Consider the following 24,956-nt stretch of genomic DNA (forward strand, 5'->3'; position numbering starts at 1 on the left):
AAGATGATGCTCAAGGAACTGGACTACGGCGCTTCACGGGCCTAAATCGCCGCCATGTCCGGCAAAACCCTCTACGACAAGATCTGGGATGCGCATGTGGTCGCCGAGGACGGCGGCGAAGCGATCCTGTACATCGACCTGCACCTCATCCACGAGGTCACTACGCCCCAGGCCTTCGCCGGCCTTCGCAGCGCGGGCCGTGGCGTGCGCCGCCCCGACCGCACCCTCGCCGTGGCCGACCACAACATCCCGACCGAGGGCCAGGACCTGGGCACCGCCGGCATCACCGATCCGGAAGCCAAGCTGCAGCTTGAGACCCTGGGCCGCAACACCAAGGCCGCCGGGATCGAGTATTTCGGCATGGGCGACATCCGCAACGGCATCGTCCACGTGGTCGGCCCCGAGCAGGGCCGCACCCAACCGGGCATGACCATCGTCTGCGGCGACAGCCACACCTCGACCCACGGCGCCTTCGGGGCCCTGGCGCACGGCATCGGCACGTCCGAGGTCGAGCACGTCCTGGCCACCCAGACCCTGCGCCAGAAGAAATCCAAGAACATGCGGGTCACCTTCACCGGGGCTCCGGCCCCAGGCGTCGGCGCCAAGGACTACGCCCTGGCCATGATCGGCGAGATCGGCACGGGCGGCGGCACGGGCTACGTCATCGAATATGCGGGCGAGGCCATCGAGACCCTGTCGATGGAGGGCCGCATGACCCTCTGCAACATGACCATCGAGGGCGGCGCCCGCGCCGGCCTGGTGGCGCCGGACCAGATCACCGCCGACTATCTGCGCGGCCGCCCGGCGACGCCCAAGGGCGCAGCCTTCGACATGGCCGCCTCCTACTGGAAGACCTTCTTCACCGACGCCGACGCCAGGTTCGACCGCGAGGTGGTGATCAACGTGTCCAAGCTGGTCCCGACCGTGACCTGGGGCACCAGCCCCGAGGACGTGATCGCGGTGACCGACGTGGTGCCCGACCCGGCCGCCATCGCCGACGAGACCCGCCGCCTGTCTGCTCAGAAGGCTCTCGACTACATGGGCCTGACCGCCGGCCAGAAGATCACCGACGCCAAGGTCGACGTGGTGTTCATCGGCTCCTGCACCAACAGCCGCATTGAGGACCTGCGCGAGGCCGCCGGCGTGGTGCAGCACGCCTTCGTCCACGGCCGCATGGTGGCGCCGCATGTGCGGGCCATGGTGGTGCCGGGCTCCGGCCTGGTGCGCGAACAGGCGGAGGCCGAAGGCTTGGACGCCATGTTCAAGGCCGCCGGCTTCGAATGGCGTGAGCCGGGCTGCTCCATGTGCCTAGGCATGAACCCCGACAAGCTGACCCCGGGGCAGCGCTGCGCCTCGACCTCCAACCGCAACTTCGAGGGACGGCAGGGACCAGGCGGGCGCACCCACCTGATGAGCCCGGCCATGGCCGCGGCGGCCGCCATCGCCGGCCATATCGCCGACGTGCGGGAGTTCCTGTGATGCAAGCTTTCACCCGCCTCGACAGCCGCGCCGCGCCGCTGAATCAGACCAATATCGACACCGACCAGATCATCCCCGCCCGCTTCCTGAAGACGGTGGAGCGCGAGGGTCTGGGCAAGGGCCTGTTCCACGCCTTCCGCTATGACGAGAACGGCGCGGAAAGGACCGACTTCGTGCTCAACCGGCCGGAGTACAAGGGCACGTCGATCCTTGTGGCCGGCGACAATTTCGGCTGCGGGTCGAGCCGCGAGCATGCCCCCTGGGCGCTGATGGATTTCGGCATCCGCTGCGTGATCGCACCCAGCTTCGCGGACATCTTCAACAACAACTGCTTCAACAACGGCCTGCTGCCGATCGTCCTGCCTGTCGATCAGGTGAACGCCTTGATGGACGAGGCCAAGGGCGGCAACCACGTCTTCACCGTGGACCTGGAAAGCCAAACCGTCACAGCCCCGTCGGGCAAGAGCTACGGCTTCGACATCGATCCGGGCCGCAAGGAAAAGCTGCTCAAGGGTCTGGACGCCATCGGCGAGACCCTGCAGCACGCGGGCGACATCGACGTGTTCGAGAGCAAGCGCGCCATCGGCCAGCCCTGGCTTGAGCAGGCCTAAGGCCGCCCCCTCATTTCTCTGATTTCCTTCCAGCGTTCCCAAGGACCGATCATGGCCACTCTCCTGCTTCTTCCCGGCGACGGCATCGGTCCCGAGGTGTGCGCCGAGGTGCGCCGCATGGCGGCCAAGCTGACACCCGACCTGACCGTCGAGGAGAAGATCTATGGCGGCGCCAGCTATGACGCCCATGGGACGCCGCTGACCGACGACACCCTGAACGCCGCCCTGGCCGCCGACGCGGTGCTGATGGGCGCGGTGGGCGGCCCGCAGTGGGCCGACGCCCCGCGCGACAAGCGGCCGGAAGCCGGCCTGCTGGCCCTGCGCAAGGCGATGAACGTCTATGCCAACCTGCGTCCGGCCTATTGCTTCGAAGCCCTGGCCGATGCGTCGAGCCTGAAGTCCGAGTTGGTGTCCGGCCTGGACCTGATCTTCGTGCGCGAATTGGTGGGCGGCGTCTATTTCGGCCAGCCGCGGGGCATCGAGGACCTGGGCGACGGCCAGAAGCGCGGCTTCGACACCCAGACCTACACCACCGCCGAAATCGAGCGCGCCGGACGCGTGGCCTTCGAGCTGGCGCGCGGCCGCCGCAACAAGGTCCACTCCGCCGAGAAGTCGAACGTGATGGAGAGCGGCCTGCTGTGGAAGCAGGTCATCACCGACCTGCACAAGCGTGAGTACGCCGACGTCGAGCTGGAGCACATCCTGGCCGACAACTGCGCCATGCAGCTGGTCCGCGCGCCCAAGCAGTTCGACGTGATCGTCACCGACAACCTGTTCGGCGACATCCTGTCCGACGCCGCCGCCATGCTGACCGGCTCGCTGGGCATGCTGCCCTCGGCGGCCCTGGGCGATCCGGGCAAGCCGGGTCTGTACGAGCCGATCCACGGCTCGGCGCCGGACATCGCGGGCAAGGGCCTTGCCAATCCGCTGGCGGCGATCCTGTCCTTCGAGATGGCCCTGCGCTGGTCCCTGAACCGCACGGCGGAAGCCGACCGCCTGACTGCGGCGGTCAACGCCGCCCTCAACGGCGGCGCCCGCACGCGTGATTTGGGCGGCTCCCTGACCACCACCCAGATGGGCGACGCGGTGCTGGCGGCGCTGTAAGTCACCACCAGCACCACTACGCCTCAACGCTCGCTGTCGAGGTGGGCCATCAGGGCGGGAGCGTAGCGCTCTCCCGCGGCGGCGTTCTTGGGCACGGCGCGTTCCAGGGCGGCCAAGTCGTCCGCCGTCAGGGTGACGTCGAGCGCGCCCAGGGCTTCGGTCAGGCGGTCGCGGCGGCGGGCGCCGATCAGCGGGACGATGTCGCTCCCCTGGGCCGCCACCCAGGCGATGGCGATCTGGGCGACGCTGACGCCCTTGGCCTCGGCGATGGCGCGGATGGCCTCAACCAGGGCCAGGTTGCGGTCGAGGTTTTCACCCTGGAAGCGCGGGGCCATGGCGCGGAAGTCACGCCCCATCTCGCGATCCTTGGACCAGTGGCCGCTGATCAGGCCGCGCGACAGGACGCCATAGGCGGTCATGCCGATCCCCAGTTCGCGCAGGGTCGGCAGGATCTCCGCCTCCAGCCCGCGCGAGATCAGGGAGTACTCGATCTGCAGGTCGGTGATCGGATGGACGGCGGCGGCGCGGCGGATGGTTTCGGCGCCGACCTCGGACAGGCCGATGTGGCGGATATAGCCGGCCTGGACCATCTCGCTCAGGGCGCCGATGGAGTCCTCGATCGGCACGTCGGGGTCGAGGCGCGAGGGGCGGTAGACGTCGATGTAGTCCACCTGCAGGCGCTTCAGGCTGTAGGCGAGGAAGTTCTTCAGGGCGGCGGGGCGGGAATCGTAGCCGGCGAAGCCGCCGGCCGGGTCGCGCAGGGCGCCGGTCTTGACGCTGAGCACGTAGCGGTCGCGGTCGACGCCCTTCAGCGCCTCGGCGATCAGCATCTCATTGTGGCCCATGCCATAGAAGTCGCCGGTGTCGATCAGGTTGATCCCGGCGTCGAGGGCGGCGTGGATGGTGGCGATGCTCTCGGCCCGGTCGCTGGGGCCGTACATGTCGGACATGCCCATGGCCCCGAGGCCGAAGGCGGAGACTTGCGGGCCGGTGCGGCCCAGGGTGGCGGTCTTCATGGGGAAGCTCCTTGGTGGATGAGCCGACTATGCGCCGCGATGTTTCGTGCGATAATCCGGTTTAGTTCGCACAACCCGTTCGGAAATTCGCACAATGTCAGATGTGGATCTGGCCGACCTGGACGCCTTCGCCGCCGTGGCGCGGGCCCGCAGCTTTCGCGGAGCGGCGGCGTTGCGCGGCGCGTCCGCCTCGACCCTGAGCGAGGCGGTGCGGCGGCTTGAGGCGCGGCTGGACGTGCGGCTGCTGAACCGCACCACTCGCAGCGTGACGCCGACCGAGGCGGGAGAGCGGCTGCTGACCCGGCTGGCCCCCGCCCTGGGCGAGGTGGCGGGGGCGCTGGAGGAGTTGGGCAGCCTGCGCGCCGCCGGGCCGTCCGGTACCTTGCGCCTGAACGCCCCCACCGTGGTGGCGCGGTTCATCCTGCCGCCCATCGCTCTGCGCTTCCTGCAGGCCTATCCCGGCGTGCGGCTGGAGATCATCGCCCAGGACGAGTTCATCGACGTGCTGGCGGCCGGCTATGACGCCGGCATCCGCTATGACGAGCGGCTGGAGAAGGACATGATCGCCCTGCCCATCGGGCCCCGCGAGCAGAGGTTCGCCACCGTCGCCGCACCCGCCTATCTGGCCGCGCACGGGACGCCGCGCCATCCGCAGGACCTGCTGGAGCACGCCTGCATCCGTCATAGGTTCCTCAGCGGGGCGTCGCCGGCCTGGGAGTTCTCCAAGGGCAACGAGCTGCTCCGCGTCGCGCCCAAGGGGCCGCTGGTCACCAATAGTCCCGAGATGCATCTGGCCGCCGTCGAGGCGGGCCTGGGGATTTCCTACCTGTTCGAGGACATGGTGGCGCCGCAGCTGGCCTCCGGCGCCCTGGTGGAGGTCCTGCCGGAGTGGTCGGAGCGGTTCACCGGGCCGCGCCTGTACTACCATTCGCGGCGGCACATGCCGCCGGCCTTGCGGGCCTTCATCGACTTCGTCCGCGCCGGGCGGTGAGCTTTTCGAATCCGGCGATCAGGGCTAAGAACAGAGCATGAACTTCGCCATCCTCTTCGCCGCCTCCGCCGTGCTGGCCCTCGCCTTCCTCGCCTGGGCCGTGTTGGAGCGCCTGCGCGCCGGCCGCGCCGACGACCGGGCCTTCGCCTATCAGGAGCGGGTGGCCGAGGCCGAGGCGCGCGTGCGGCTGCTGGAGGACCAAGCGGCGAGCCAGGGCGAACTGCTGCGCGCCCAGGCCGCCCAGAGCGCCAGCGTGGTGGCCGAAGAGCTGCTGAAACGCAGCGACGAGACCTTCCGCAACCGCGAGCTTCTGGCCCAGCAACGGCTGGAGGCGCAGTTGAAGCCCGTCGCCGACACCCTGGCCAAGTTCGAGGCCCAGGTGCAGGCGGTGGAGAAGACCCGCGCCGAGGAGACCGGCGGGCTGAAGGCCCAGATCGCCGCCCTGATGGAGGCGTCCACCGCCACCCAGGCCGAGGCGCGCAAGCTGTCCGCCGCCCTGCGCCGAGGCGCCGGGGTTCAGGGCCGCTGGGGCGAGCAGACCCTACGCAACGTTCTGGAGGCCGCCGGCCTGAACAGCCGCTTCGACTTCGAGGAGCAGTTCAGCGTCGACACCGACGAAGGCCGCCGTCGCCCGGACGTAAAGGTGCGGATGCCCGGCGGCGGGGTGTTCGTCATCGACGCCAAATGCTCGCTCAACGCCTTCCTGGAGGCCCAGGAGGCGGCCGATGAGGCTTTGCGCGAGGCCGCCTTTGTCCGCCACGCCGCCAGCGTCCGCACCCACATGACCGGGCTGTCGGCCAAGGCCTACTGGGACCAGTTCGCCAATGAGGGGTCGCCCGACTTCGTGGCCATGTTCGTGCCGGGCGACGGCTTCCTGGCCGCGGCGCTGGACCGCCTGCCGGACCTGATGACCGAGGCCATGGAGAAGAAGGTGGTGATCGTCACCCCGACCACCCTGTTCGCCCTGTGCAAGGCCGTCGCCTATGGCTGGCGGGTCGAAGAGCAGGCCAAGAACGCCGCCGACATCGTCAAGGTCGGGCGCGAGCTCTACAAGCGCATCGCGGTCATGGGCGCCCATGCCGGTTCGGTGGGCAAGGCGCTGGAGGCGGCGGTGGGCCGCTACAACCAGTTCGTCGGCTCGCTGGAGAGCCAGGTCCTGACCCAGGCCCGGCGTTTCGAGGAGCTGTCGGTGGACCACGAAGGCAAGGAGATCGCCGAACTGGCGCCCGTCGAGGGCTCGGTCAGGCCATTGGTGAAGCTGGCGCCGCCTGCGGCGGAATAGTCCCCAAAACCCCGGAAATCTTGACGTTCGGCCCCATCGGGCCTACCTCCCGCCCATGGCTATCCGTCGCATCCTCACCGTGGACAACGCCGCCGACACGGCGGTGCTCAAGCAGGTCTCCACCCCCGTCGAGGGCGTGGACGACGAACTGCGCGCCCTGATGGACGACATGCTGGAGACCATGTACGCCGCGCCCGGCATCGGCCTGGCCGCCGTGCAGATCGGCGTGACCAAGCGCGTCATTGTCATGGATCTAGGCTCGGGCGAGGAGAAGGCTCCGCGCTACTTCGTGAACCCGGAGATCCTGACCACGTCGGAAGACACCCTGCCCTACGAGGAAGGCTGCCTGTCGATCCCGGAATATTATGACGAGGTCGAGCGTCCGGCGAAGGTCACGCTGCGTTACCTGAACTATCAGGGCGAGCAGGTCGAGGAAGAGGCCGAGGGCCTGTTCGCCGTCTGCATCCAGCACGAGATGGACCACCTGGAAGGCGTGCTGTTCATCGACCACCTGTCGCGCCTGCGCCGCGACCGGGCCATCACCAAGGTCAAGAAGGTCATGCGCGCCGCCTAGGGCGACGCGCCTCAGGCCCTAGCGCTAGCGGGGCTTGGTTTCTTCCTTGCCGTCGGTGGCGCGCTGGACGTTTCGCGCGCCCTCGTTCGTCTCACGCTTGATGTCGGCGCCGAGCTCCTTGCCCTCACGCTTGGCGTCAGCGGCCGCGTCTTCCAGCGCGTCGCCGGCTTCGGCCGCCGTCTCCTTCAGGGCTTGGCCGCTGTCCTTGGCGGCTTCCTTGATGGCGTTGCCGGCGTCCTTCACGTCGGTGTCGTTCTTGATGTCGCTGGCGGCCTCGCGGACTTCCGAGGCGGCGCTGTCGGCGCCTTCCTTGATCTCCGACCGCTGCTCCTGCGAGCAGGCGGCGATGGACAGGGCGGCGACGGCCGTGGCGGCGAGCAGGATGGAACGCATGGCTAAGCTCTCCTCTGTTGCGGCGTCTAACGTAGGCATGGCGGGGACGGTTCCGGCCCGCTAAACCACGCCCATGCGTCTAGCTTTCCTCGGCACCCCCGAATTCGCGGTCCAGAGCCTGGCCGAACTGGTCTCAGCCGGACACGAGATCGTCTGCGTCTATTCCCAGCCGCCGCGCCCGCGCGGCCGGGGCCAGGCCCTGAAGCCCTCGCCCGTCCACGCCTTCGCCGAGACCCTGGGGCTGGAGGTGCGCACCCCGGCCAGCATGAAGACCCCGGAGGAGATCGAGGCGTTCCAGGCCCTGGACCTCGACGCCGCCGTGGTGGTGGCCTACGGCCAGATCCTGCTGCGTGAGGTGCTGGAGGCGCCGCGCCTGGGTTGTTTCAACGTCCACGCCTCCCTGCTGCCGCGCTGGCGCGGGGCCGCGCCGATCCAGCGGGCGATCATGGCCGGCGACGCCCTGACCGGGGTTCAGGTCATGCGCATGAGCGAGGGTCTGGACGAAGGGCCGATCCTGCTGTCGGAGACGGTGCGGATCGACGCCCTGGACACGGCCGCCAGCCTGTCCGAGCGCCTGGCCCAGGTCGGCGCGCAGCTGCTGCCCCGCGCCCTGGCCGCCATCGAGCGCGGCGGCGCGGCCGGCACGCCGCAGAGCGAGGACGGCGTCACCTACGCCAAGAAGATCAAGTCTGAGGAGGCGCGCATCGACTGGACGCGCCCGGCCGCCGAGATCGACCGCCATATCCGCGGCCTGTCCCCCTTCCCCGGCGCCTGGTTCGAAGGGCCGGGCGGCGCGCGGGTGAAGGCCCTGCTGTCGCGGCTGGAGAACGGCGAGGGCGCGCCCGGCACGATGCTGGACGACCGCCTGCTGATCGCCTGCGGCGAGGGCGCGGTGCGCCTGCTGACCGTCCAGCGCGAGGGCAAGGGCGCCCAGAACGCCGACGTGTTCCTGAACGGCTATCCCGTGCCGGCCGGCACGATTGTGAGCTAGATCAGCGGAAGAAGTCGAACTCCTTGCCCAGGATGTTCCACAGCTCGAAGGCGCTCTTGCGGTCGAGCTGGAAGGTCTGGACCGGCTTGCCGGAGAAGTCCTTGTCGTCGGCGCTGTAGGTGTCGATCTGGACCAGGGCCTGACCGTCGCGGGTCTCGGACTTGTGCCGGGCGACGACCTGAGTCTTCTGACGTTTGACGCCTGGGGTGTCATGGCGCGCGAACCGCGTGATCAGTGGCATTCTCAACCTTTCACCGAGTAAGCCTTACTGATGCCCCGCTACCGCCTTCTCGTCGAGTATGACGGCCGCCCCTATCGCGGCCTGCAGGCCCAGGGCGACCTGCCGTCGGTGCAGGGCTCCATCGAGCGGGCGGTGAAGGCCTTCTGTGGCGAGGACGTGCGCCTGCAGGCCGCCGGCCGCACCGACACCGGCGTTCACGCCACCGGCCAGGTGGTCCATATCGACCTGGAGAAGGACTGGAAGCCGGAGGTCGTCCGCGACGCCCTGAACGCCCACCTGGTTCCCGAGCCGGTGGCCATCGTCGAGGCGGAGGTCGCGGTGGGCGACTGGCACGCCCGGTTCTCGGCCACGGAGCGGCGCTACCTGTACCGGATCCTGAACCGCAAGGCGCCGCCGGCCCTGGACCAGGGGCGCGTGTGGCTGGTGAAGAAGCCGATCGACGAGGCGCGGATGCATGCGGCCGGCCAGGTTCTGGTGGGGCACCACGACTTCACCACCTTCCGCGACATGCAGTGCCAGGCGAAGTCGCCCATGAAGACCCTGGACCTGGTGAAGGTCTATCGCGAGGGCGACTACGTGCTGACGGAGTTCGCCTCTCGCTCGTTCCTGCATCGGCAGGTGCGGTCGATGATCGGCACCCTGACCGAGGTCGGCGTCGGCCGCTGGACCGCCGACGATTTGAAGGCCGCCCTGGAAGCCAGGGATCGCCGAGCCTGCGGCCCGGTGGCGCCGGCGGACGGCCTGTACTTCACCGGCGTGGGTTACTGAGGGGCGGTTGAGGCGTATTCTGGGGTCGCGTGGCTCGAGGAGACCTCCCCATTGGAACTCAAACCGCTTCCACCAGCGGAAAGAAGCATCGCCTGGGGCACGGGCCTGCTGAAGACGTCGGTTCTTCGGCGGAAACTCGTTGGCGGCGAGCTTGAGACGCGCGGCGAGCGCTTCGTCGAGGCGATCGCAGCAAAATACAATGCCTTGCAGGGCCGCTATCCTGAAGCTCGTTCCGCCGACCATCCGATTGTGGCGCCGGGCTACGAAATCACTTCAAGCCTCGTCATCATTCCCGCAGAGGACGGCGACGCTCTTCAGCGCATCGACTTCCAGTTCCATCTGCGACCGATGCCCTACGCGTATGACAACCACGAGGATTTGGGCTTCAGCCAAGCAGCCTGCGATCTGCTTGTTCTGGAATTGCGTGAAGCGTTGAGGAGCTGGGGATGGGTGTTCCCGCCCCCGCCGCAGGACCTCGAAGCCTGCTGGCTTGCTTTGATTAGGGGCTCGAAAGAGCCTTGTGACCCAAGCGGCCACGAGCTCACCGTGACGGCCATCCTTCGCCGCAGCAGTTCTACAAGCTACAGTCGCTCAGTCTCGTTTGTGGGCGACAAGACTTGGGCCATTCTCACCAGGTCTACGGCGCCTATCGCGATGTAAACGCCGCGAAGTAACGTGCGATCAGCCGCTCATAGACCTTGGTCAGGGCCTCGATCTCGGTGATCGGGGCGCGTTCGTCGATCTGGTGCATGGTCGTGCCGACCAAGCCCATCTCGACCACCGGGCACAGACTGCGGATGAAGCGGGCGTCGGAGGTGCCGCCGCTGGTGGAGCGTTCCGGCGCGTGGCCGGTGACGTCCTCGAACGCCCCGGCGGCGACGTCCACGAAGGAGCCGGGCTCGGTGAGGAAGGCCTCGCCGCTGACCAGGGGATCGAGGGTCACGGAGCCCTTGAAGCCTTCGCCCGCCGCGGCGCATTCGGCCTGGAGCCATTCGGTCAGCGACGCGCCGGTATGGTTGGGATTGAAGCGGATATTCAGCCGCGCCTTGGCCACGGCCGGGATCACGTTCGTCGCCGGATTGCCCACGTCGATGGTGGTGACTTCCAGGTTCGAGGGCTGGAAGTCCTGGTATCCCTCGTCCAGCACGCGGGCCTGGAGCTTTGCCAGCAGGTTGACCAGCACCGGGATCGGGTTGGCCGAGCGGTGGGGATAGGCCACGTGGCCCTGAACGCCCTCCACCGTGATCCAGGCGTTGATGCTGCCCCGGCGGCCGACCTTGATCATGTCGCCGAAAACCGTGGCGCTGGTGGGTTCGCCCACCACGCAGTGGTCCACGGGCTCACCCTCGGCGATCAGGGCCTCGACCACTTTCTTGGTGCCGTCGAGGGCCACGCCCTCCTCGTCGCCGGTGATCAGGAAGCTGATGGAGCCGGCGGGTTCCGGGCTGTTGGAGACGGCGGCGACGAAGGCGGCGATGGCGCTTTTCATGTCCACCGCGCCGCGGCCGATCAGCTTGCCGTCGACGATGGGGGCCTCGAAGGGATCCTGGCTCCAGGCCGCGAGATCGCCCGTCGGCACCACGTCGGTGTGGCCGGCGAAGCAGAGGTTCGGCGAGGCCGTTCCGCGACGGGCATAGAGGTTCTCGATCTCGCCGTACTTCATGCGGCGGCAGGCGAAGCCCAGGGCCTCCAGCTTGCGCTGAAGCACGTCCATGGCGCCGGCGTCGGCGGGGGTGACGGACGGGCGGCGGATGAGTTCCTGCGCGAAGGCGACGGGATCGATGGCGGCGGTCATGGCGCCGGTTTAGGCTTGAATTTGCATCACATGCAAACTCAAGAGTCCGCATGCCCAAGATCGACATCGCCGCCGCGCCCGTCTTTGACGGCACCGGCTATCCGCCGCCCTTTCACCTGCAGTGTCATGGCCGGCGGCGGCAGAAGCTGGGCGACGCTGCGGGGCTGAACCAGTTCGGGGTGAACCTGATGCGCCTGCCGGACGGACAATGGAGCAGCCAACGGCACTGGCACACTGCGGAGGACGAGTTCGTCTGGGTGGTGGAGGGCGAGGTGGTGCTGGTGGAGGACGGGGTAGAGACCGTGCTCAGGGCCGGCGAATGCGCGGGCTTCCCAGCCGGGGCGCCGAACGGGCACCACCTGCAGAACCGTTCAGGCAAGGACGCCCTGCTGCTGGAGGTGGGCGGGCGACAGCCTGCGACGGACGTCTGCACCTATCCGGACATCGACCTGCACCTGCCGCTGGAGGCTGAGGGCTACGAGACCAAGGACGGAAAGTCCTACGGCCCCTTCGCGCAGCGGACGGAGCCCTAGGCCCCTTCAGTCGGCTTATCCTCGGGCAGGGGCCGGCCGTCGTTGGAGATCAGGATCGCCACCCAGCGGGTGCTGTCGAACTGGGCGAAAAGGAACATCAGCGCCAGGGTCAGGGGTATGGCCAGGAAGGCGCCCGAAATCCCCCAGATCAGGGTCCAGGCGCCCAGGGCCACCAGGCCGGCGGACGGGTCGATGTTCTGGGTGTCGGCCTGCATCTTGGGCAGGACCAGATTGCCGACCACGAAGGACACCGCCTGGATCGCCGCGAAGATCGCCACGGCCTGCCAGGGCTGGGTGAACTGTAGTAGGGCGAACAGGGCCGGGGCGATGCTCCCGATGGCGACGCCCAGCACCGGGATGTAGGACAGCAGGAACAGGATCAGCGTCCAGAACATGGCGTTGTCCAGGCCCAGCGCCAGCATGACCAAGCCGGAGACGCCGGCGATCATGGCGCCGGTCACCGTCTGCACCCAGACATAGGCCTCGACGCCCTTCACGCAGCGCTCGACCACGGCGTGGGCCTGGGCCGAGAGGGCCGAGGACTCGGCGATGCGGTCGATCTTCTCGTCGATGCGGTGGCGGGTGGCGAGCAGGAAGGCCAGGAACAGCAGGGTCAGGGTGATGCCGGACATGGCCCCCTGCAGCTGCCCCAGGACGTTCTGGATCAGGGACGGCAGGTCGATCCGCGACAGCAGGCCCCGCAGATGAAGGGGCTGCGTGACGCCGAACTGCGAGCCGGCCAGGGCCAGCAGGTCGTCGAGGCGATCCTCCAGCCGCCCGGCCTGACCCATGAGCTGAGCCGCGCCGCGCACCACCACGAAGGCCGAGCCGAGGACGCCGAGGCCCAGGATCGCCCCCGTGCCGATGACCACCAGCCATTGCGGCGCGCGGGGCATGGCGCGCATCAGGGCCCGCGCCGTGGCGTCCACCAGGACCAGCAAGACCAGGGCGATGACGAAGGGCTGGATTACGGCGCGGAAGGCCCACAGGATGGCGAGGCCCGCCGCCACCCCGGTGACCGTCTGTGCGACCCGCGCCGGCGCTGTGATCACGACAAGCCCCTATGGTTCACGCGCCGAGGCGCTGGATCAGTCCCGCAGCAGTTCGTTGATGCCGGTCTTGGATCGGGTCTGGGCGTCCACCGTCTTGACGATGACCGCGCAGTAGAGGCTCGGGCCGCCGTCCTTGCCCGGCAGCGAGCCCGGCACCACGACGCTGTAGGGCGGCACCTTGCCCATGTGGATCTGGCCCGTGGCGCGGTCGACGATCTTGGTCGAGGCCGACAGGAAGACGCCCATGGAAAGCACCGCGCCCTGGCCGACGATCACGCCCTCGGCCACTTCCGAGCGGGCGCCGATGAAGCAGTCGTCCTCGATGATGGTCGGGTTGGCCTGCAGAGGCTCCAGCACGCCGCCGATGCCGGCGCCGCCGCTGATGTGGACGCGCTTGCCGATCTGGGCGCAGGAGCCGACCGTAGCCCAGGTGTCGACCATGGTGCTTTCATCGACATAGGCGCCGATGTTCACGAAGGACGGCATCAGAACCACGCCCTTGCCGATGAACGAGCCGCGACGGGCCACGGCGCCCGGCACCACGCGGAAGCCGGCGGCCTGGAAGTCCGCGTCGGTCCAGTCGTCGAACTTCAGCGGCACCTTGTCGAAATAGGGGCTGGGCGAGCCGGTGCCGGCGCCGCCGAACAGCGGGGCCGAGGCCATGACGCGGTTCGGGTGCAGGCGGAAGGACAGCAGGACCGCCTTCTTCAGCCATTGGTGAGTGACCCATTCGCCGTCGATCTTCTCGGCCACGCGGGCCTCGCCGGCGTCCAGCTGGGCCAGGGCCTGGTCGACCGCCGTGCGGGCGCCGCCGCGCGTGTCGGCGTTGAGGGTGTCGCGGACCTCCCAGGCGGCTTCGATTTCGGTTTGAAGCTCATGGCTCATCGGGCGGTCTCCTTGATGCTGGCCCCGGCGAGGAAGCCGGCCAGGTCGGTGGTCTTGTGATGGACGAAATCGGCGATCGAGGCCGGCGCGTCGTCGCCGACCAGCACGGTGGTCATGCCGATCAGGGCCGCCGGGGCGAGATTCTTCTCGCTGTCCTCGAAGAAGGCGGCGGCGCGCGGATCGACGCCGTGGCGCTTGGTCATGCGGTCGAAGGTCCCCGGCGCGGGCTTGGGGATGTAGTCGGCCGCCTCGATATGGAAGGTGTCCTCGAACAGGTCGTCGAGCTGCAGGTGCGCCAGGACCCGTTCGGCGTGGGCGGCCGAGCCGTTGGTGAAGATCAGGCGGCGGCCCGGCAGGCGCTCCATCGCCGCGCGCAGCAGCGGATCGGGCGCCAGACGGTCGAGGGCCACGTCATGGACCTCGTTCAGGAAGTCGGTGGGGTCGATGCCGTGGTGAGCCATCAGTCCGGCCAGGGTCGTCCCGTGCTCCATCCAGTAGCGCTTCTGCAGCGCCCGGGCCTCGTCCCGCGGCAGGCCGGTCGCCCGCGCAACGAAGTCGGTCATCCGAACCTCGATCAGCCCCATGAACTCGGTCGAGGCCGGGTACAGGGTGTTGTCGAGGTCGAACAGCCAGACGTCGATGTGGGCGAGGTTGGCGGTCATGCGCGGATGAGCGTGCCCGCCCCGTGCTCGCTGAACAGCTCCACCAGCATGGCGTGCGGGCGGCGGCCGTCGAGGATGACCACGGCTTCGACGCCCGATTCCACGGCGGCGATGGCGGTCTCCAGCTTGGGGATCATGCCGCCGGTGGCGACGCCCGAGGCGATCAGGCCGCGCGCCTCGGCGACGGTGAGCTCGCGGATGAGCTCCTTGTTCTCGTCCAGCACGCCAGCCACGTCGGTGAGCAGCAGCATCCGCTTGGCCCGCAGGGCGCCGGCCAGGGCGCCGGCCACGGTGTCGGCGTTGATGTTGTAGGTCTCGCCGTGCTCCGACACGCCGATCGGCGCGACGACGGGGATGTAGTCCTGCTCGGAGGTGATCAGGGCTTGGATGAGCTGCGGATCGACGCGGGTAGGCTCGCCCACGAAGCCGAGATCGACGACCTGCTCGATGTTGCTGTCCGGGTCCTTGCGGGTCCGGGTGGCTTTCTCGACGGTGATCAGGCGGGCGTCCTTGCCCGACAGGCCCACGCCCCGCACGTCGGCTTCACGGCCGGCCAGGGTGATCCAGTTGGCGATCTCCTTGTTGATCGCGCCGGACAGAACCATTTCGGCCACTTCCATGGTGGCTTCGTCGGTGACGCGCAGGCCGTCGATGAAGGTCGATTTCACGCCGGCGCGGTCGAGCATGCGGCTGATCTGCGGGCCGCCGCCGTGGACGACGACCGGATGCACGCCCAGCAGCTTCAGCAGCACGGCGTCGGCGGCGAAGCGCTTGGCGCTCTCCTCCTCGCCCATGGCGTGGCCGCCGTATTTGATGACCACGGTCTCGCGGTCATAGATCTGGATGTAGGGCAGAGCCTCGGCGAGCGTCTTGGCGCCGGCCCAATCTGGGGTGACGGAACTGTCGGTCATTTCGGCGCTCTCCGCCCAATCGAAAGGCGCGCTTCGATAGCGGACCTTGCCCCCCCTGTCACCTTCGCCTTGCCCCTAGGCGCCACGCCGCGAACTGCTAGCGTCCGACGCTCGTGATTTGAGGGGGCTGTTTCATGAAGCATGTGGTGATGGCGGCTGTGGCCGCGGCGATGGTTTCGGGCGTCGCCCAGGCCGAGACGGTGGCCGTGACCGCCGACCGGCTGCTGGACGTGGCGACCGGGAAATACGTCGAAAAGCCCCTGGTGCTGATCACCAACGGCAAGATCGTCAGCATCAGCCCCCTGGCGGCCACCACGATCCCTCAAGGAACCAAGACCGTGGACCTGGGCGCGACGACCCTGGTCCCGGGCCTGATCGACATGCACACACACCTGGAAGGCGCGCCCGAATTGGGCGGCTATACGGGCCTGCAGTACACCGACAGCTTCCACACCTTCACGGCGCCGCGAAACGCCAAGGACACCCTTGAGGCCGGCTTCACCACCGTGCGGTCGCTGGGCACCTCGCCCTATGTGGACGTGGGCCTCAAGCAGGCCATCGACATGGGCTATCTGGTCGGGCCTCGGGTGATCCCGGCGGGCTCCAGCTTCGGCGCCACGGGCGGACACTGCGACAGCACCTATTTCCCGCCCTCGATGAAACAGGCCAGCGAATTCAACGCCGACAGTCCTGAAGAGGGCCGCAAGGTGGTCCGCACCCTTCGCAAGTACGGGGCCGAGGTGATCAAGATCTGCGCCACCGGCGGGGTCTTTTCGCGCAACACCGAACCCGGTCAGCAGCAGCTGTCCCTGGCCGACATGACCGCCATCGTTGAAGAGGCGCACATGTGGGGTCTGAAGGTCGCCGCGCACGCCCACGGCGCGGCGGGCATCAAGGACGCCATCCGCGCCGGCGTCGACACCATCGAGCACGTCAGCCTGGTGGATGACGAGGGCATCCGCCTGGCCAAGGCCAAGGGCGCCTGGTTTTCCATGGACATCTACAACACCGAGTACACGCAGTCCGAGGGCGCCAAGAACGGCGTGCTGGAGGACAACCTGCGCAAGGACCGCGAGATCGCCGAGATTCAGCGCAACAACTTCCGCAAGGCGCACGCGGCCGGCGTGAAGATGGTCTACGGCACCGACACCGGCGTCTATCCGCACAAGGACAGCGGCAAACAGTTCGCGATCATGGTCCGCTACGGCATGACGCCCCTGGAGGCGATCCGCACCGCCACGCTCAACGCCGCTGAAGCCCTCGCCCGCCCCGACGTGGGCCAGATCAAGGTCGGCGCGTGGGGCGACATGGTGGCGGTGTCGGGTGACCCGTTGTCGGACGTCCGCGCCCTGGAGAAGCCGGTGGCGGTGATCAAGGGCGGCGTGGTGGTGAAGGGCCCCAACTGACCCGTTCTTGATCCCGATCAAGGCCCGGCGGCGCGTGAACCTCCAAGGAAGGCCCATGAACACCACACTTCTCGCCGCCCTGGCCGTCCTGGGCCTGACCTTCGCCGCGCCCGCCCTGGCCACCGAGAAGGACGTGGTGGAGGCCGAGCGCTTCGCCCTGTGCGCCAGGTCGGTGGATCTGGCCGGCATGCGCGACGACATGGACGCCAAGATTGCGGCCATCGTCGATGAGGTGAGCCAGCGGATCACGCCCTTCGCCGAGAACGAGAAGAGCGTCGAGGCCTACAAGACCGCCCTGGGCCTGGCCCTGGACGGCGGCAAGGCCGTGGTGGTGCAGCGGGTGATCGAGACCTGCGCCACGACCTTCACCATCGAGGAGCTGAACGGCATCAACGCCTTCTACGTCTCCCCGGCCGGCAAGGCCTGGCTGGAGAAGGGCCGGACGGTGATGATGCCGGCCCTGGAAGGCGCGATCGCCGAGGTCCAGCCGCAGATCGAGGCGGAGATGCAGGCGCGCTTCTGCGCCGCCATCGGCGGCTGCGCCCTGCCGGAGCAGGCCCAGCGGCTTCCGGGGAAGAAGACCTAGGGCCTTACGGCCGCACGCCGCAGACGGTCATGATCTCGGCCCGCAGGTCCGGGATGCCCACGCCCTTTTCGGACGAGGTCGCCAGGACGCGGGGGAAGGCGGCCGGACGCTTGGCGATGGCCTTGAGCGTCTTCTGGGCCACGGCCTCGACCTCGGCCGGCTTCATCTTGTCGGCCTTGGTCAGGACGATCTGATAGGACACCGCCGCCTTGTCGAGGGCGTCCATGGGCTCGTTGTCCACCGTCTTCAGGCCGTGGCGGCTGTCGATCAGCAGATAGACGCGCTTCAGCGCCGGGCGGCCGCGCAGGTAGTCGCGGCCGAGGTTCTGGAACTTCTTCACCTCGGTCTTGGCGGCGCGGGCCCAGCCGTAGCCGGGCAGGTCGACCAGGCGCAGCTTGTCGTCGGTGACGAAGAAGTTCAGTTCGCGCGTGCGGCCCGGCTCGTTCGAGGCTCGGGCCAGATGGTTCTGGCCGACGATGGCGTTGATCAGGCTGGACTTGCCCACATTGGAGCGGCCGGCGAAGGCGACCTCGGGAAGGTCGTCCGGCGGCAGGCCGTCCATGGCGACGGCGCCCATCATGAACACGGTGGGTCGGGCGAACAGCAGCCGCCCGGCCTCCAGTTGTTCGTCGTCGAACAGGGCGTCGCTCAAGATCAGGCCGCCTTCGGCTTCTTGCCGGACAGACGTCCGATGATGTCGTCGATCGGGTTGTCCACCTTGTAGCGGCGGAAGATCACGTACTGCTGGGCGATCGTGAGCAGGTTCGACCACGTGTAGTAGATGATCAGGCCGACCGCGAACTGCGACAGCATGAAGGTGAAGATGATCGGCATGTAGGCGAAGATCTTGCGCTGGACCGGATCGGCCGGCGGCGGGTTCATCGCCTGGCTCAGCCACATGGACACGCCATAGGCGATGCCCCAGACGCCCAGGTGCAGCGGGCCGTTCAGCAGGCCGCCCACCACCGGCAGGAGCGCCGGGTCGTAGGGGATGACGCCGAACAGGTTCCAGATCGTCGACGGATCGCGCGAGGACAGGTCCTTGATCCACCCGAAGAACGGCGCGTGGCGCATTTCGATGGTGACGGTCAGCACCTTGAACAGGGCGTAGAAGACCGGGATCTGCACCAGCATCGGCAGGCAGCCCATGAACGGGTTGACCTTCTCGCGCTGGTAGAGGGCCATCATCTCCTGCTGCTGCTTGGCCGGATCGTCCTTGAAGCGGCCGCGCAGTTCTTCGACCTGCGGGGCGACCTTCTTCATCTTGGCCAAGGACTCGTAGCTCTTGTCCGCCAGCGGGTAGAACAGCAGCTTCACCAGAACGGTCAGGGCCAGGATGGCCAGACCGAAGTTGCCCACCTGCTTGAAGACGAACTCCAGCACCAGGAAGATCGGGCGGGTGAAGAACCAGAAGTTGCCCCAGTCGACGGCCATGTCGAAGCGGGGAACGCCCAGCTCCTTCTGATACTCGCGCAGGACCGGCACGGTCTTGGCGCCGGCGAACAGGCGGCTGGTCTCGGTGATGGCGGCGCCCGGCTGCACGGTGCGGGCCGAGCCCAGCCAGTTGGCGTCGTAGATGTCGGAGCCGGCCACGGGGGTGACGCGGAACTGGCCCTTGATGGTTTCGGTCTGGGACGGGATCAGGGCCGCCAGCCAGTACTTGTCGTTGATGCCGATCCAGCCGCCCTTGGAGGCGAAGGACTGGTCGGGCTCCTTCTTCCACTTCTTGTACTTGGCTTCGTGCAGGTCGGGCTTTTCCGTGCCCAGCATGGCGATGCCGCCCTCGTGGACGATCTGGTTCGTGCCCAGGTGCTGCGGCACGCCCTGGCGCTGGACCGAGGCGTAGGGGGTCAGGCTGACCGGCGCGCCGCCCGTGTTGCGGACGGTGTCGCTGACGGTGAACATGAACTTGTCGTCCACCTCGATCCGGCGGCTGAACTGCAGACCCTGGCCGTTGTCGTAGGTCAGGACCAGCGGACGGCCCGGCGCCAGCTTGTCGCCCTGGGCCACGGTCCAGACGGTGTTCGGGCCCGGCAGGCCGAGCAGGTTCTGACCGACCCAGCCGAAGTCCGCGAAGTAGGCGTGCTCAGCGCCCTCGGGGCGGAACAGCTCGACCGGCGGCGAGTTGCGGGTCACCGCCTCGCGGTACTGGGTCAGGTAGAGGTCGTCGATGCGGGCGCCCTTCAGCGACACCGAACCCTTGAGGGCCGGGGTGTCGATGGCGACGCGCGGGCTGCCGGCGGCGGCCTGGGCGCGGTTCACGCGCTGGGCCGGGGCCGAAGCGTTCGGACCCAGGGGCCCGGCGTTGGACCCCTTCTGCGATTGCTCGACGGCGGCGCGGGCGCGCTGCTCCGCCTGACGCTTCTTGGTCGCCGGCTCCAGCACGAAGAACTGGTAGGCGATGAAGATGACGGCCGCGCACACGACGAAGATGATCGTATTGCGGGAGGAGTCGTTGTTCATGCGGGGCCTTGGAAGCGGGGAATGGAGCCTGCGGCTCATATAGGGGCGTCTTGGCCCTTTGCGGGCGCGCGTTCGGCCGCGAGGCTTATCAGCGCGCTTTTCACGTCGTCAAGCAGACGCGGCCAGGAGCGCGTCGCCGTGCCGCCCCTGGCGACGAACACATAGTCGCATCCAGGCTTGCCCAACTCGGGCAGAAGCAGCCGCGCGGCCTCGCGCAGTCGGCGCTTGCAGCGGTTGCGGACCACAGCCCCGCCGACCTTGCGGGTGGCGGTGAAACCGGCGTGGACCACGGGGTCGCCGTCGTTGCGAGGCAACATCTGGACCATGACTGCGCCGCGGGCCAGGTACGGCCCCTTGGCCGCCGCCAGGAACTGCGGCCGGACCTTCATGCGCTCGATGGTCAGGGACTGGATCATGGGTCCTGAAACGACAATCGCCCCGCCGACATGATCGACGGGGCGAGAGATGTCTTCAAGTTCCGCGTCGGCCATCAGGCCGGACGTGGATTAGGCCGTCAGGCGCTTGCGGCCCTTGGCGCGGCGACGCGCGACGACCTTTTGGCCGTTCTTGGTGGCCATGCGCGCGCGGTAGCCGTGACGGCGCTTGCGCACGAGTCGGGACGGCTGGAAGGTCCGCTTCACGATGTGGCTCCGAAATTGAGTTTCACGCCGGGAGAAGCCCCGTCGCGAGTGAGCGGCGGTGGATAAGGGAAGGCCGCCAGCCTGTCAACTTGAGTCTGGCCCGCCGGGCCGGGTTTCGACCCTGCGAGCGATCAGATCCTACCGCTTCTTGCCCAGTTCGGCGGCGATGTCCTTGGTCAGGCGGCCGACCTTGCGGTGCGCGGCGGTGATCTGGTCGCGCGTCACGCCCCAGCGCTTCATCCAGTATTCCACGGCCTGGCGCTCCGACAGGTCGAGTCGCTCCTTATCGATGAAGCCGCGCTTGTCCTTCAGTCCCGCCATATCCGCCTCCAGCGTCCCTGGCGAAGCGCCGACGCGGAGCCAGGATAGGCGCAAGCCTGACCGGAGCCTAGAGATCGGGGCGGATGACGGCCTTGCCCACCACCTGGCGGTCGGCCAGCAGGTTGAAGGCCTCGCGCCAGCGGTCCAGGGGCAGCTCGGCATGAACACGGGGTTTGATGCGGCCCTCGTCGGCCAGGCGCCAGACCGATTCCCGGTCCTCGGCGCCGCGCTCCGGGAACTGACGGCCATACTCGCCGGCCCGCACGCCCATCACCGAGAATCCCTTGATGAGCGGGATGTTGGCGTCGACGTTCGGGATGCGGCCGGAGGTGAAGCCCACCACCAGCAGGCGGCCGTCAAAGGCGACGCAGCGGCAGCTTTCATCGAAGATGTCGCCGCCGACCGGGTCGTAGATGATGTCGGCTCCCCGCCCGCCGGTGATCGCCTTCACCCGCTCACGGAAACCGCCGGTGACGTTCACCACCGCGTCCGGCGCGTATTCGGCCTGGAGAATCGCCAGCTTTTCGTCGGAGGCCGAGGCGGCGATGACCCTGGCGCCCAGGGCCTTGGCCAGATCGACGGCGGCCAGACCGACACCCCCCGCCGCACCGTGGACCAGAACCCACTCCCCCGGCTGCAGCCGCGCGCGGCGGACCAAAGAGACCCAGGCGGTCAGATAGGCCGCGCCATAGGCGGCGGCCTGGGCGAAGGACAGACGCTCAGGCTTGGGCTTCAGTCCGGCGGCGGACAGGACGGCGTATTCGGCGAATCCCCCCAGGCGCGCGCCGCCCACCACGGCGTCGCCAACCGCGAACGAGGCGACGCCCTCGCCCAGGTCGGCGACTTCGCCCGCCAGATCGAGGCCCGGCGTGAACGGCAGGGGTGGCTTCAGCTGGTACTCGCCCCGGGTCATCAGCAGGTCGGGGAAATTGATGCTGGCGGCGCGGACGCGGACCAGCACCTCGCCCGCCCCCGGTTGGGGCGTCGGAACCTCGCGCACGGCGCAGCCGGCATAGTCCTGGCCCAGGCTTTCAACGACCAGGGCGCGCATGGCCCCTACGCCTGCCGGCCGTCGTAGGCCTGGCGGATCAGGTCGGCGATCTCGCGGCAGGCGGCGTCGGCGGCGGGCACCGCGCCGGTGAAGGCGGTGAAGCCATGGGCCAGACTGTCATAGCAGCGATAGACCGTAGGGACGCCCTCGGCCTTCAACGCCTTGGCGTAGGCCTCGCCCTGGTCGACCAGGGGATCGAAGCCGGCGGTGACCACCACGGCGGGGGCCAGGCCGGACAGGTCCTTGGTCACGTTGGGCGACAGGCGCGGATCGGCGGGGCTGGCGTCCGGGCCGATGTAGTGGCCCATGAACCACTCCATGATCGACCGCGACAGCGGATAGGCGTCCGCATAGGTGGTCATGGACTGGGTTTCGCTGGCCACGTCCACGGCGGGATAGATGAGCAGCTGCAGGGCCGGCTGCGGCTCGCCCGCGCGCTTCATGTCCTGGGCGATGATGGCGGCGAAGTTGCCGCCCATGGAATCGCCGCCGATGGCCGCCACGCCGGACGGGGCGCCGAAGCGGTCGGCGTTGTCGCGGGCCCAGCGATAGGCGGCCAGCACATCCTCAAGCCCCGTGGGGAAGCGATGATCGGGCGCCAGGCGGTAGTCCACCGACAGCACCGCGCAGCGCACGCGCCGGGCGATGATCGAGCAAAAGGCGTCGCAGGTCTCCAGATCGCCGATCACCCCGCCGCCGAAGTGGGCGAAGACCAGGATCGGCGCCGAGGCGTCCTGGTCCAGGGGGCGATAGGCGCGCAGGGGGATGCTTCCGGCCGGTCCGTCGATGGACAGGCTTTCGGTCCGCACGCCCGGCTCAACCGGGCCGGAGACCGCCGCCAGGCCGCGGGCGCTGCCGATGCGCGCCTCCTCCGGCGACAGGGTTGTCATGGAGGGCAGCTTGCGCGCTGCGTGGGCGAAGAACTGGAAACGCGGATCGAGGGTGCGCCCGCCCTTCCAGACCACGCCGCCGCCCGACATGGCCCGCAGCAGCGGGGTCGGCAGGGACAGGATGGTCTTGAGGACCAGCTTCTGGACGGCGGGACTGGCCATGCTTGCTTCCTAGTCGGCGTAGAGGCGCGGCAGGCCGGCGACCCCGCCCATGATCATGCCCACCGCGAAATCGGCGGCGACGCGGGTGTCGATCGGTCGGCGCTGCAACATGCGCTCGCCGATCTCGCGCGAGACGGCGATGCAGGCCACGGCCAGATAGTCGGGGTCCACGCGGGGGGCGTCGCCGCGCTCCATCACCTCGGCCAGGGCGTCGCGGATCTCGTCGAACACCGCCGCCATCTCGGGCGTCTGGACATGGGTGTGAGGCAGGCGCTCGCCGGCCGGGCGGCGGGCCTGCCAGTTCTCGTGCTCATCGGCCAGGAAGTCGAAATAGGCTTGGATGGCGCCGCGGACGTAGGACTCGAAGCCCTCGGCGCTCTCATAGGCGGCGCGCAGCAGCGGCCGGAAACGGCGCGCGCCGTCGTCGGCCAGGGCCTCGAACACTTCTTCCTTGGAGCGGTAGTAGTTGTAGAAGGCGCCCACGGACAGGCCGGTGCGGCGGATGATGTCGCGCACCGTGGCGCTTTCGTAGCCCAGCTCCCCGAACACCTCGCGCGCGGCGTCGAGGATGGCGCGGCGGTTGGCCGCCTTGGTCTGTTCACGCTTGCCGACGGGCAGATAGGCGACTTGTGACATCGTGCGCTTCAGGCGCGGCTCGAATCTGACGCCGCGTCACGATCAGAGCCTCAATCGGCCCCCTCGCGCAAGCGGCTTACCGTCCGGGGCGCGCCGAGGAGACGCGGCCGCGCAGCAGGCCGAGGTTGCGGATCTCGCCTTCCACGGTCTGACAGCGGCTGCCGTAGTTGTCGTCTTCGCACAGGCTCCAAAGGCCCACGGCGCGGGCGCTCATGGCCTTGTCGTTGAAGTCCTGCTTGGCCAGACGGCCCGACTTCTTGGTCAGGACCAGGGTTTCGCCCTGGAAGTCCGGGGCGGAGTAGAAGGTCAGCTGCGGCGCGGCCTTGGCCGGCTTCGCCACGCCCGAACCGCGCACGAAGGCGGCGGAGGACAGGGCCGGCAGGCCGGCGGCGGCCAGATCGGGGATGTCCGCCGACACCACCTCGCACTTGCCGCGCAGGCGGGAGTCCTCGCACAGGCGCCATTGGCCGACGACGCGGGCGCTCTTGGCGCGGTCGTTCATGTGCAGACGGGTCAGGTTGCTTTCGGCGGTGCGGATGGTCACCGCGCGGCCGGTGTAGTGAGCCCCTTCGAACAGGACCAGACGGCGCTCCTCCTTCTTGGGGAAGACGCGGCCGGGGATCGCCCCGAAGTCTGGCAGGTTCGGCTTGGGCAGGGCGTGGGCGGAAGGGGCGGCCAGGGCCAGCAGGCCGGCGGCGAGGATCAGACGCTTCATCGGCGCGCTCCTGAAAAATTACGCGGGGCGCTGACAAATGCGCCTATCGCCGGTCTGTCGCGCTGAACAGACCGGCGGTCAAGCGCAGCTTATCGGCCCAGAGGACGGACCGAGGTGATCAGGCGGTTCATGCCCAGGACGCCCAGGTCGCCGAAATCGCCGTAGAGCATCTCGCAGCGGCGGCCGAAATCGCGGTCCTCGCACACCTGCCAGCGGCCGACGGTCCGGGCGCTCATGGCCCGGTCGTTGAAGCCGCGGCTGGAGAGGTTTCCCACCGTATCAAACACCTCGATCCGCTGGCCGCGGAAGTTCGGCTCGCTGAACAGGATCAGTTGCGGCGGATCACCAGGGCGCGGGCCGCCGCCGGGGAAGCCGGGACCGCCGGGGCCAGGCCCTGGGCCGTTTCCGGGGCCGGGACGGCCGTTCTCCACCCAGGCGGCGGAAGACACCTTACGATCCATGCCGAAGGCGCCGAGGTTCGCCACGTCGCGATCCACCACCTCGCAGCGGCTGCGATAGTCGCGGTCCTCGCACAGACGCCAGACGCCGCTGACGCGGGCGCTGCCGGCCCGGTCGTTGAAACCGGTGTCAGCCAGATTACGCACGCTGCCGGTGAAGGTGATCGAGCGGCCGCGGAAGTTGGGACGCTCGAACAGGGTCAGGCTCGGCCGCTCCCAGCCGCCTGGACGGTCGGGACGTCCCGGGCGGTCCGGCCGCCACTGGGCCGCCGCCGGAAGGGCCACGGCCGTGATGGCCGCCGCCAGGATCAGTCGTTTCATGGCTTTCATTGGCATCGT

General features: G+C 68.6%; 30 protein-coding genes. 12 read left to right on the plus strand and 18 right to left on the minus strand.

Annotated features, from left to right (window positions below):
- The first annotated feature begins 54 nt into the window (after positions 1-54).
- The 3 genes from leuC to leuB are packed head-to-tail and all read left to right on the plus strand — an operon-like array spanning position 55 to position 3,194.
- Positions 55-1,479 carry a 3-isopropylmalate dehydratase large subunit gene (gene leuC, locus P7B02_RS01280; RefSeq protein ID WP_277784488.1) on the plus strand — a complete coding sequence of 475 codons (1,425 nt, stop codon included), beginning with the start codon at positions 55-57 and terminating at the stop codon, positions 1,477-1,479.
- A complete protein-coding gene (leuD, locus tag P7B02_RS01285) occupies positions 1,479-2,090 on the plus strand; it encodes a 3-isopropylmalate dehydratase small subunit (protein ID WP_277784489.1) in 612 nt (203 codons plus the stop codon). Before leuC ends, leuD begins: the two co-directional genes overlap by 1 nt.
- A gap of 51 nt (positions 2,091-2,141) precedes the next feature.
- Positions 2,142-3,194 carry a 3-isopropylmalate dehydrogenase gene (gene leuB / locus P7B02_RS01290; protein WP_277784490.1) on the plus strand — a complete coding sequence of 351 codons (1,053 nt, stop codon included), beginning with the start codon at positions 2,142-2,144 and terminating at the stop codon, positions 3,192-3,194.
- A 23-nt stretch (positions 3,195-3,217) separates the two neighbouring features.
- Here leuB and P7B02_RS01295 read toward each other — a convergent pair whose 3' ends face one another.
- Positions 3,218-4,210: an aldo/keto reductase gene (locus tag P7B02_RS01295; protein ID WP_277784491.1), complete on the minus strand. Its 993-nt coding sequence runs from the start codon at positions 4,208-4,210 to the stop codon at positions 3,218-3,220.
- A 94-nt stretch (positions 4,211-4,304) separates the two neighbouring features.
- Between P7B02_RS01295 and P7B02_RS01300 the strand changes: the two genes are divergently transcribed.
- From P7B02_RS01300 to def, 3 genes are read left to right on the plus strand one after another with little or no spacing between them, the layout of a single operon-like run.
- Entirely contained in the window at positions 4,305-5,201 is an 897-nt protein-coding gene (locus tag P7B02_RS01300; RefSeq protein WP_277784492.1) for a LysR family transcriptional regulator, read from the plus strand.
- 37 nt (positions 5,202-5,238) lie between these two features.
- Positions 5,239-6,483: a DNA recombination protein RmuC gene (gene rmuC, locus P7B02_RS01305; RefSeq protein ID WP_277784493.1), complete on the plus strand. Its 1,245-nt coding sequence runs from the start codon at positions 5,239-5,241 to the stop codon at positions 6,481-6,483.
- 55 nt (positions 6,484-6,538) lie between these two features.
- A complete protein-coding gene (gene def, locus P7B02_RS01310; protein WP_277784494.1) occupies positions 6,539-7,057 on the plus strand; it encodes a peptide deformylase in 519 nt (172 codons plus the stop codon).
- A 24-nt stretch (positions 7,058-7,081) separates the two neighbouring features.
- On the opposite strand, the gene P7B02_RS01315 is transcribed toward def, so the two are convergent.
- On the minus strand, positions 7,082-7,450 hold the full coding sequence (locus P7B02_RS01315; RefSeq protein ID WP_277784495.1) for a cell surface protein: 369 nt from the start codon (positions 7,448-7,450) through the stop codon (positions 7,082-7,084).
- Positions 7,451-7,523: 73 nt separating this feature from the next.
- On the opposite strand from P7B02_RS01315, the gene fmt reads away from it, so the two are divergent.
- Positions 7,524-8,441 (plus strand): methionyl-tRNA formyltransferase, encoded by a 918-nt coding sequence (gene fmt / locus P7B02_RS01320; protein ID WP_277784496.1) that lies wholly within the window; start codon positions 7,524-7,526, stop codon positions 8,439-8,441.
- A 1-nt stretch (position 8,442) separates the two neighbouring features.
- Here fmt and P7B02_RS01325 read toward each other — a convergent pair whose 3' ends face one another.
- The gene (locus tag P7B02_RS01325) at positions 8,443-8,682 is read right to left on the minus strand and encodes a hypothetical protein (RefSeq protein WP_277784497.1); all 240 of its coding nucleotides are present in this window, start codon (positions 8,680-8,682) and stop codon (positions 8,443-8,445) included.
- A gap of 30 nt (positions 8,683-8,712) precedes the next feature.
- On the opposite strand from P7B02_RS01325, the gene truA reads away from it, so the two are divergent.
- Both truA and P7B02_RS01335 read left to right on the plus strand, forming a co-directional pair.
- A complete protein-coding gene (gene truA, locus P7B02_RS01330; RefSeq protein WP_277784498.1) occupies positions 8,713-9,450 on the plus strand; it encodes a tRNA pseudouridine(38-40) synthase TruA in 738 nt (245 codons plus the stop codon).
- A gap of 51 nt (positions 9,451-9,501) precedes the next feature.
- On the plus strand, positions 9,502-10,110 hold the full coding sequence (locus tag P7B02_RS01335; protein WP_277784499.1) for a hypothetical protein: 609 nt from the start codon (positions 9,502-9,504) through the stop codon (positions 10,108-10,110).
- Here the strand turns inward: P7B02_RS01335 and dapE are convergent.
- Entirely contained in the window at positions 10,097-11,245 is a 1,149-nt protein-coding gene (gene dapE, locus P7B02_RS01340) for a succinyl-diaminopimelate desuccinylase (protein WP_277784500.1), read from the minus strand. The two genes, P7B02_RS01335 and dapE, sit on opposite strands and share 14 nt — an antisense overlap.
- 50 nt (positions 11,246-11,295) lie before the next feature.
- Here dapE and P7B02_RS01345 point away from each other — a divergent pair, with 50 nt between their 5' ends.
- Positions 11,296-11,778, plus strand: a complete 483-nt coding sequence (locus tag P7B02_RS01345; protein ID WP_277784501.1) for a cupin domain-containing protein — start codon at positions 11,296-11,298, stop codon at positions 11,776-11,778.
- On the opposite strand, the gene P7B02_RS01350 is transcribed toward P7B02_RS01345, so the two are convergent.
- From P7B02_RS01350 to argB, 4 genes are read right to left on the minus strand one after another with little or no spacing between them, the layout of a single operon-like run.
- Positions 11,775-12,830, minus strand: coding sequence for an AI-2E family transporter (locus P7B02_RS01350; protein ID WP_277784502.1), 1,056 nt, complete (start codon positions 12,828-12,830; stop codon positions 11,775-11,777). The genes P7B02_RS01345 and P7B02_RS01350 overlap by 4 nt on opposite strands.
- A 36-nt stretch (positions 12,831-12,866) precedes the next feature.
- Entirely contained in the window at positions 12,867-13,715 is an 849-nt protein-coding gene (gene dapD / locus P7B02_RS01355; RefSeq protein WP_277784503.1) for a 2,3,4,5-tetrahydropyridine-2,6-dicarboxylate N-succinyltransferase, read from the minus strand.
- Positions 13,712-14,377, minus strand: coding sequence for a pyrimidine 5'-nucleotidase (locus P7B02_RS01360; protein WP_277784504.1), 666 nt, complete (start codon positions 14,375-14,377; stop codon positions 13,712-13,714). Before P7B02_RS01360 ends, dapD begins: the two co-directional genes overlap by 4 nt.
- Positions 14,374-15,288, minus strand: coding sequence for an acetylglutamate kinase (gene argB / locus P7B02_RS01365; protein WP_277784505.1), 915 nt, complete (start codon positions 15,286-15,288; stop codon positions 14,374-14,376). The genes P7B02_RS01360 and argB overlap by 4 nt, the downstream gene beginning before the upstream one ends.
- A 134-nt stretch (positions 15,289-15,422) precedes the next feature.
- Between argB and P7B02_RS01370 the strand changes: the two genes are divergently transcribed.
- The gene (locus tag P7B02_RS01370; protein WP_277784506.1) at positions 15,423-16,694 is read left to right on the plus strand and encodes a metal-dependent hydrolase family protein; all 1,272 of its coding nucleotides are present in this window, start codon (positions 15,423-15,425) and stop codon (positions 16,692-16,694) included.
- Between the two features lie 55 nt (positions 16,695-16,749).
- Complete coding sequence (locus P7B02_RS01375) at positions 16,750-17,280, plus strand: DUF2059 domain-containing protein (protein ID WP_277784507.1); 531 nt, start codon at positions 16,750-16,752, stop codon at positions 17,278-17,280.
- Between the two features lie 4 nt (positions 17,281-17,284).
- Here the strand turns inward: P7B02_RS01375 and yihA are convergent, their stop codons facing one another.
- From yihA to P7B02_RS01425, 10 genes are all read right to left on the minus strand, one after another.
- On the minus strand, positions 17,285-17,932 hold the full coding sequence (gene yihA / locus P7B02_RS01380; RefSeq protein ID WP_277784508.1) for a ribosome biogenesis GTP-binding protein YihA/YsxC: 648 nt from the start codon (positions 17,930-17,932) through the stop codon (positions 17,285-17,287).
- 2 nt (positions 17,933-17,934) lie between these two features.
- The gene (yidC, locus tag P7B02_RS01385) at positions 17,935-19,743 is read right to left on the minus strand and encodes a membrane protein insertase YidC (RefSeq protein ID WP_277784509.1); all 1,809 of its coding nucleotides are present in this window, start codon (positions 19,741-19,743) and stop codon (positions 17,935-17,937) included.
- A 35-nt stretch (positions 19,744-19,778) separates the two neighbouring features.
- Positions 19,779-20,159 carry a ribonuclease P protein component gene (rnpA, locus tag P7B02_RS01390; RefSeq protein ID WP_277784510.1) on the minus strand — a complete coding sequence of 127 codons (381 nt, stop codon included), beginning with the start codon at positions 20,157-20,159 and terminating at the stop codon, positions 19,779-19,781.
- A 90-nt stretch (positions 20,160-20,249) separates the two neighbouring features.
- Positions 20,250-20,384, minus strand: coding sequence for a 50S ribosomal protein L34 (gene rpmH, locus P7B02_RS01395; protein WP_166573095.1), 135 nt, complete (start codon positions 20,382-20,384; stop codon positions 20,250-20,252).
- 138 nt (positions 20,385-20,522) lie between these two features.
- Positions 20,523-20,705 carry a DUF3606 domain-containing protein gene (locus P7B02_RS01400; protein ID WP_277784511.1) on the minus strand — a complete coding sequence of 61 codons (183 nt, stop codon included), beginning with the start codon at positions 20,703-20,705 and terminating at the stop codon, positions 20,523-20,525.
- A 67-nt stretch (positions 20,706-20,772) separates the two neighbouring features.
- Positions 20,773-21,756, minus strand: coding sequence for an NADPH:quinone oxidoreductase family protein (locus tag P7B02_RS01405; protein ID WP_277784512.1), 984 nt, complete (start codon positions 21,754-21,756; stop codon positions 20,773-20,775).
- 5 nt (positions 21,757-21,761) lie between these two features.
- A complete protein-coding gene (locus tag P7B02_RS01410; RefSeq protein WP_277784513.1) occupies positions 21,762-22,808 on the minus strand; it encodes an alpha/beta hydrolase in 1,047 nt (348 codons plus the stop codon).
- Positions 22,809-22,817: 9 nt separating this feature from the next.
- On the minus strand, positions 22,818-23,444 hold the full coding sequence (locus tag P7B02_RS01415) for a TetR/AcrR family transcriptional regulator (protein WP_277784514.1): 627 nt from the start codon (positions 23,442-23,444) through the stop codon (positions 22,818-22,820).
- Between the two features lie 76 nt (positions 23,445-23,520).
- Positions 23,521-24,159 (minus strand): beta/gamma crystallin-related protein, encoded by a 639-nt coding sequence (locus P7B02_RS01420; RefSeq protein ID WP_277784515.1) that lies wholly within the window; start codon positions 24,157-24,159, stop codon positions 23,521-23,523.
- 89 nt (positions 24,160-24,248) lie between these two features.
- Complete coding sequence (locus P7B02_RS01425) at positions 24,249-24,938, minus strand: beta/gamma crystallin-related protein (protein ID WP_277784516.1); 690 nt, start codon at positions 24,936-24,938, stop codon at positions 24,249-24,251.
- Between the last annotated feature and the right edge of the window lie 18 nt (positions 24,939-24,956).

Origin of the sequence: Caulobacter segnis (assembly GCF_029543125.1) — a bacterium.
Taxonomy (GTDB): Bacteria; Pseudomonadota; Alphaproteobacteria; order Caulobacterales; family Caulobacteraceae; genus Caulobacter; species Caulobacter segnis_D.

Bases quoted from the DNA above. Each gene is read 5' to 3' on its own strand.
- P7B02_RS01370 (WP_277784506.1), top strand. From the start codon at position 15,423: ATGAAGCATGTGGTGATGGCGGCTGTGGCCGCGGCGATGGTTTCGGGC.
- leuC (WP_277784488.1), top strand. From the start codon at position 55: ATGTCCGGCAAAACCCTCTACGACAAGATCTGGGATGCGCATGTGGTC.
- truA (WP_277784498.1), top strand. From the start codon at position 8,713: ATGCCCCGCTACCGCCTTCTCGTCGAGTATGACGGCCGCCCCTATCGC.
- P7B02_RS01425 (WP_277784516.1), bottom strand. From the start codon at position 24,938: ATGAAACGACTGATCCTGGCGGCGGCCATCACGGCCGTGGCCCTTCCG.
- def (WP_277784494.1), top strand. From the start codon at position 6,539: ATGGCTATCCGTCGCATCCTCACCGTGGACAACGCCGCCGACACGGCG.
- leuB (WP_277784490.1), top strand. From the start codon at position 2,142: ATGGCCACTCTCCTGCTTCTTCCCGGCGACGGCATCGGTCCCGAGGTG.
- P7B02_RS01415 (WP_277784514.1), bottom strand. From the start codon at position 23,444: ATGTCACAAGTCGCCTATCTGCCCGTCGGCAAGCGTGAACAGACCAAG.
- yidC (WP_277784509.1), bottom strand. From the start codon at position 19,743: ATGAACAACGACTCCTCCCGCAATACGATCATCTTCGTCGTGTGCGCG.
- fmt (WP_277784496.1), top strand. From the start codon at position 7,524: ATGCGTCTAGCTTTCCTCGGCACCCCCGAATTCGCGGTCCAGAGCCTG.
- P7B02_RS01325 (WP_277784497.1), bottom strand. From the start codon at position 8,682: ATGCCACTGATCACGCGGTTCGCGCGCCATGACACCCCAGGCGTCAAA.
- P7B02_RS01400 (WP_277784511.1), bottom strand. From the start codon at position 20,705: ATGGCGGGACTGAAGGACAAGCGCGGCTTCATCGATAAGGAGCGACTC.
- P7B02_RS01360 (WP_277784504.1), bottom strand. From the start codon at position 14,377: ATGACCGCCAACCTCGCCCACATCGACGTCTGGCTGTTCGACCTCGAC.
- leuD (WP_277784489.1), top strand. From the start codon at position 1,479: ATGCAAGCTTTCACCCGCCTCGACAGCCGCGCCGCGCCGCTGAATCAG.
- P7B02_RS01375 (WP_277784507.1), top strand. From the start codon at position 16,750: ATGAACACCACACTTCTCGCCGCCCTGGCCGTCCTGGGCCTGACCTTC.
- rmuC (WP_277784493.1), top strand. From the start codon at position 5,239: ATGAACTTCGCCATCCTCTTCGCCGCCTCCGCCGTGCTGGCCCTCGCC.
- P7B02_RS01405 (WP_277784512.1), bottom strand. From the start codon at position 21,756: ATGCGCGCCCTGGTCGTTGAAAGCCTGGGCCAGGACTATGCCGGCTGC.
- P7B02_RS01345 (WP_277784501.1), top strand. From the start codon at position 11,296: ATGCCCAAGATCGACATCGCCGCCGCGCCCGTCTTTGACGGCACCGGC.
- dapD (WP_277784503.1), bottom strand. From the start codon at position 13,715: ATGAGCCATGAGCTTCAAACCGAAATCGAAGCCGCCTGGGAGGTCCGC.
- dapE (WP_277784500.1), bottom strand. From the start codon at position 11,245: ATGACCGCCGCCATCGATCCCGTCGCCTTCGCGCAGGAACTCATCCGC.
- rnpA (WP_277784510.1), bottom strand. From the start codon at position 20,159: ATGATCCAGTCCCTGACCATCGAGCGCATGAAGGTCCGGCCGCAGTTC.
- P7B02_RS01300 (WP_277784492.1), top strand. From the start codon at position 4,305: ATGTCAGATGTGGATCTGGCCGACCTGGACGCCTTCGCCGCCGTGGCG.
- argB (WP_277784505.1), bottom strand. From the start codon at position 15,288: ATGACCGACAGTTCCGTCACCCCAGATTGGGCCGGCGCCAAGACGCTC.
- P7B02_RS01420 (WP_277784515.1), bottom strand. From the start codon at position 24,159: ATGAAGCGTCTGATCCTCGCCGCCGGCCTGCTGGCCCTGGCCGCCCCT.
- P7B02_RS01410 (WP_277784513.1), bottom strand. From the start codon at position 22,808: ATGGCCAGTCCCGCCGTCCAGAAGCTGGTCCTCAAGACCATCCTGTCC.
- P7B02_RS01315 (WP_277784495.1), bottom strand. From the start codon at position 7,450: ATGCGTTCCATCCTGCTCGCCGCCACGGCCGTCGCCGCCCTGTCCATC.
- P7B02_RS01295 (WP_277784491.1), bottom strand. From the start codon at position 4,210: ATGAAGACCGCCACCCTGGGCCGCACCGGCCCGCAAGTCTCCGCCTTC.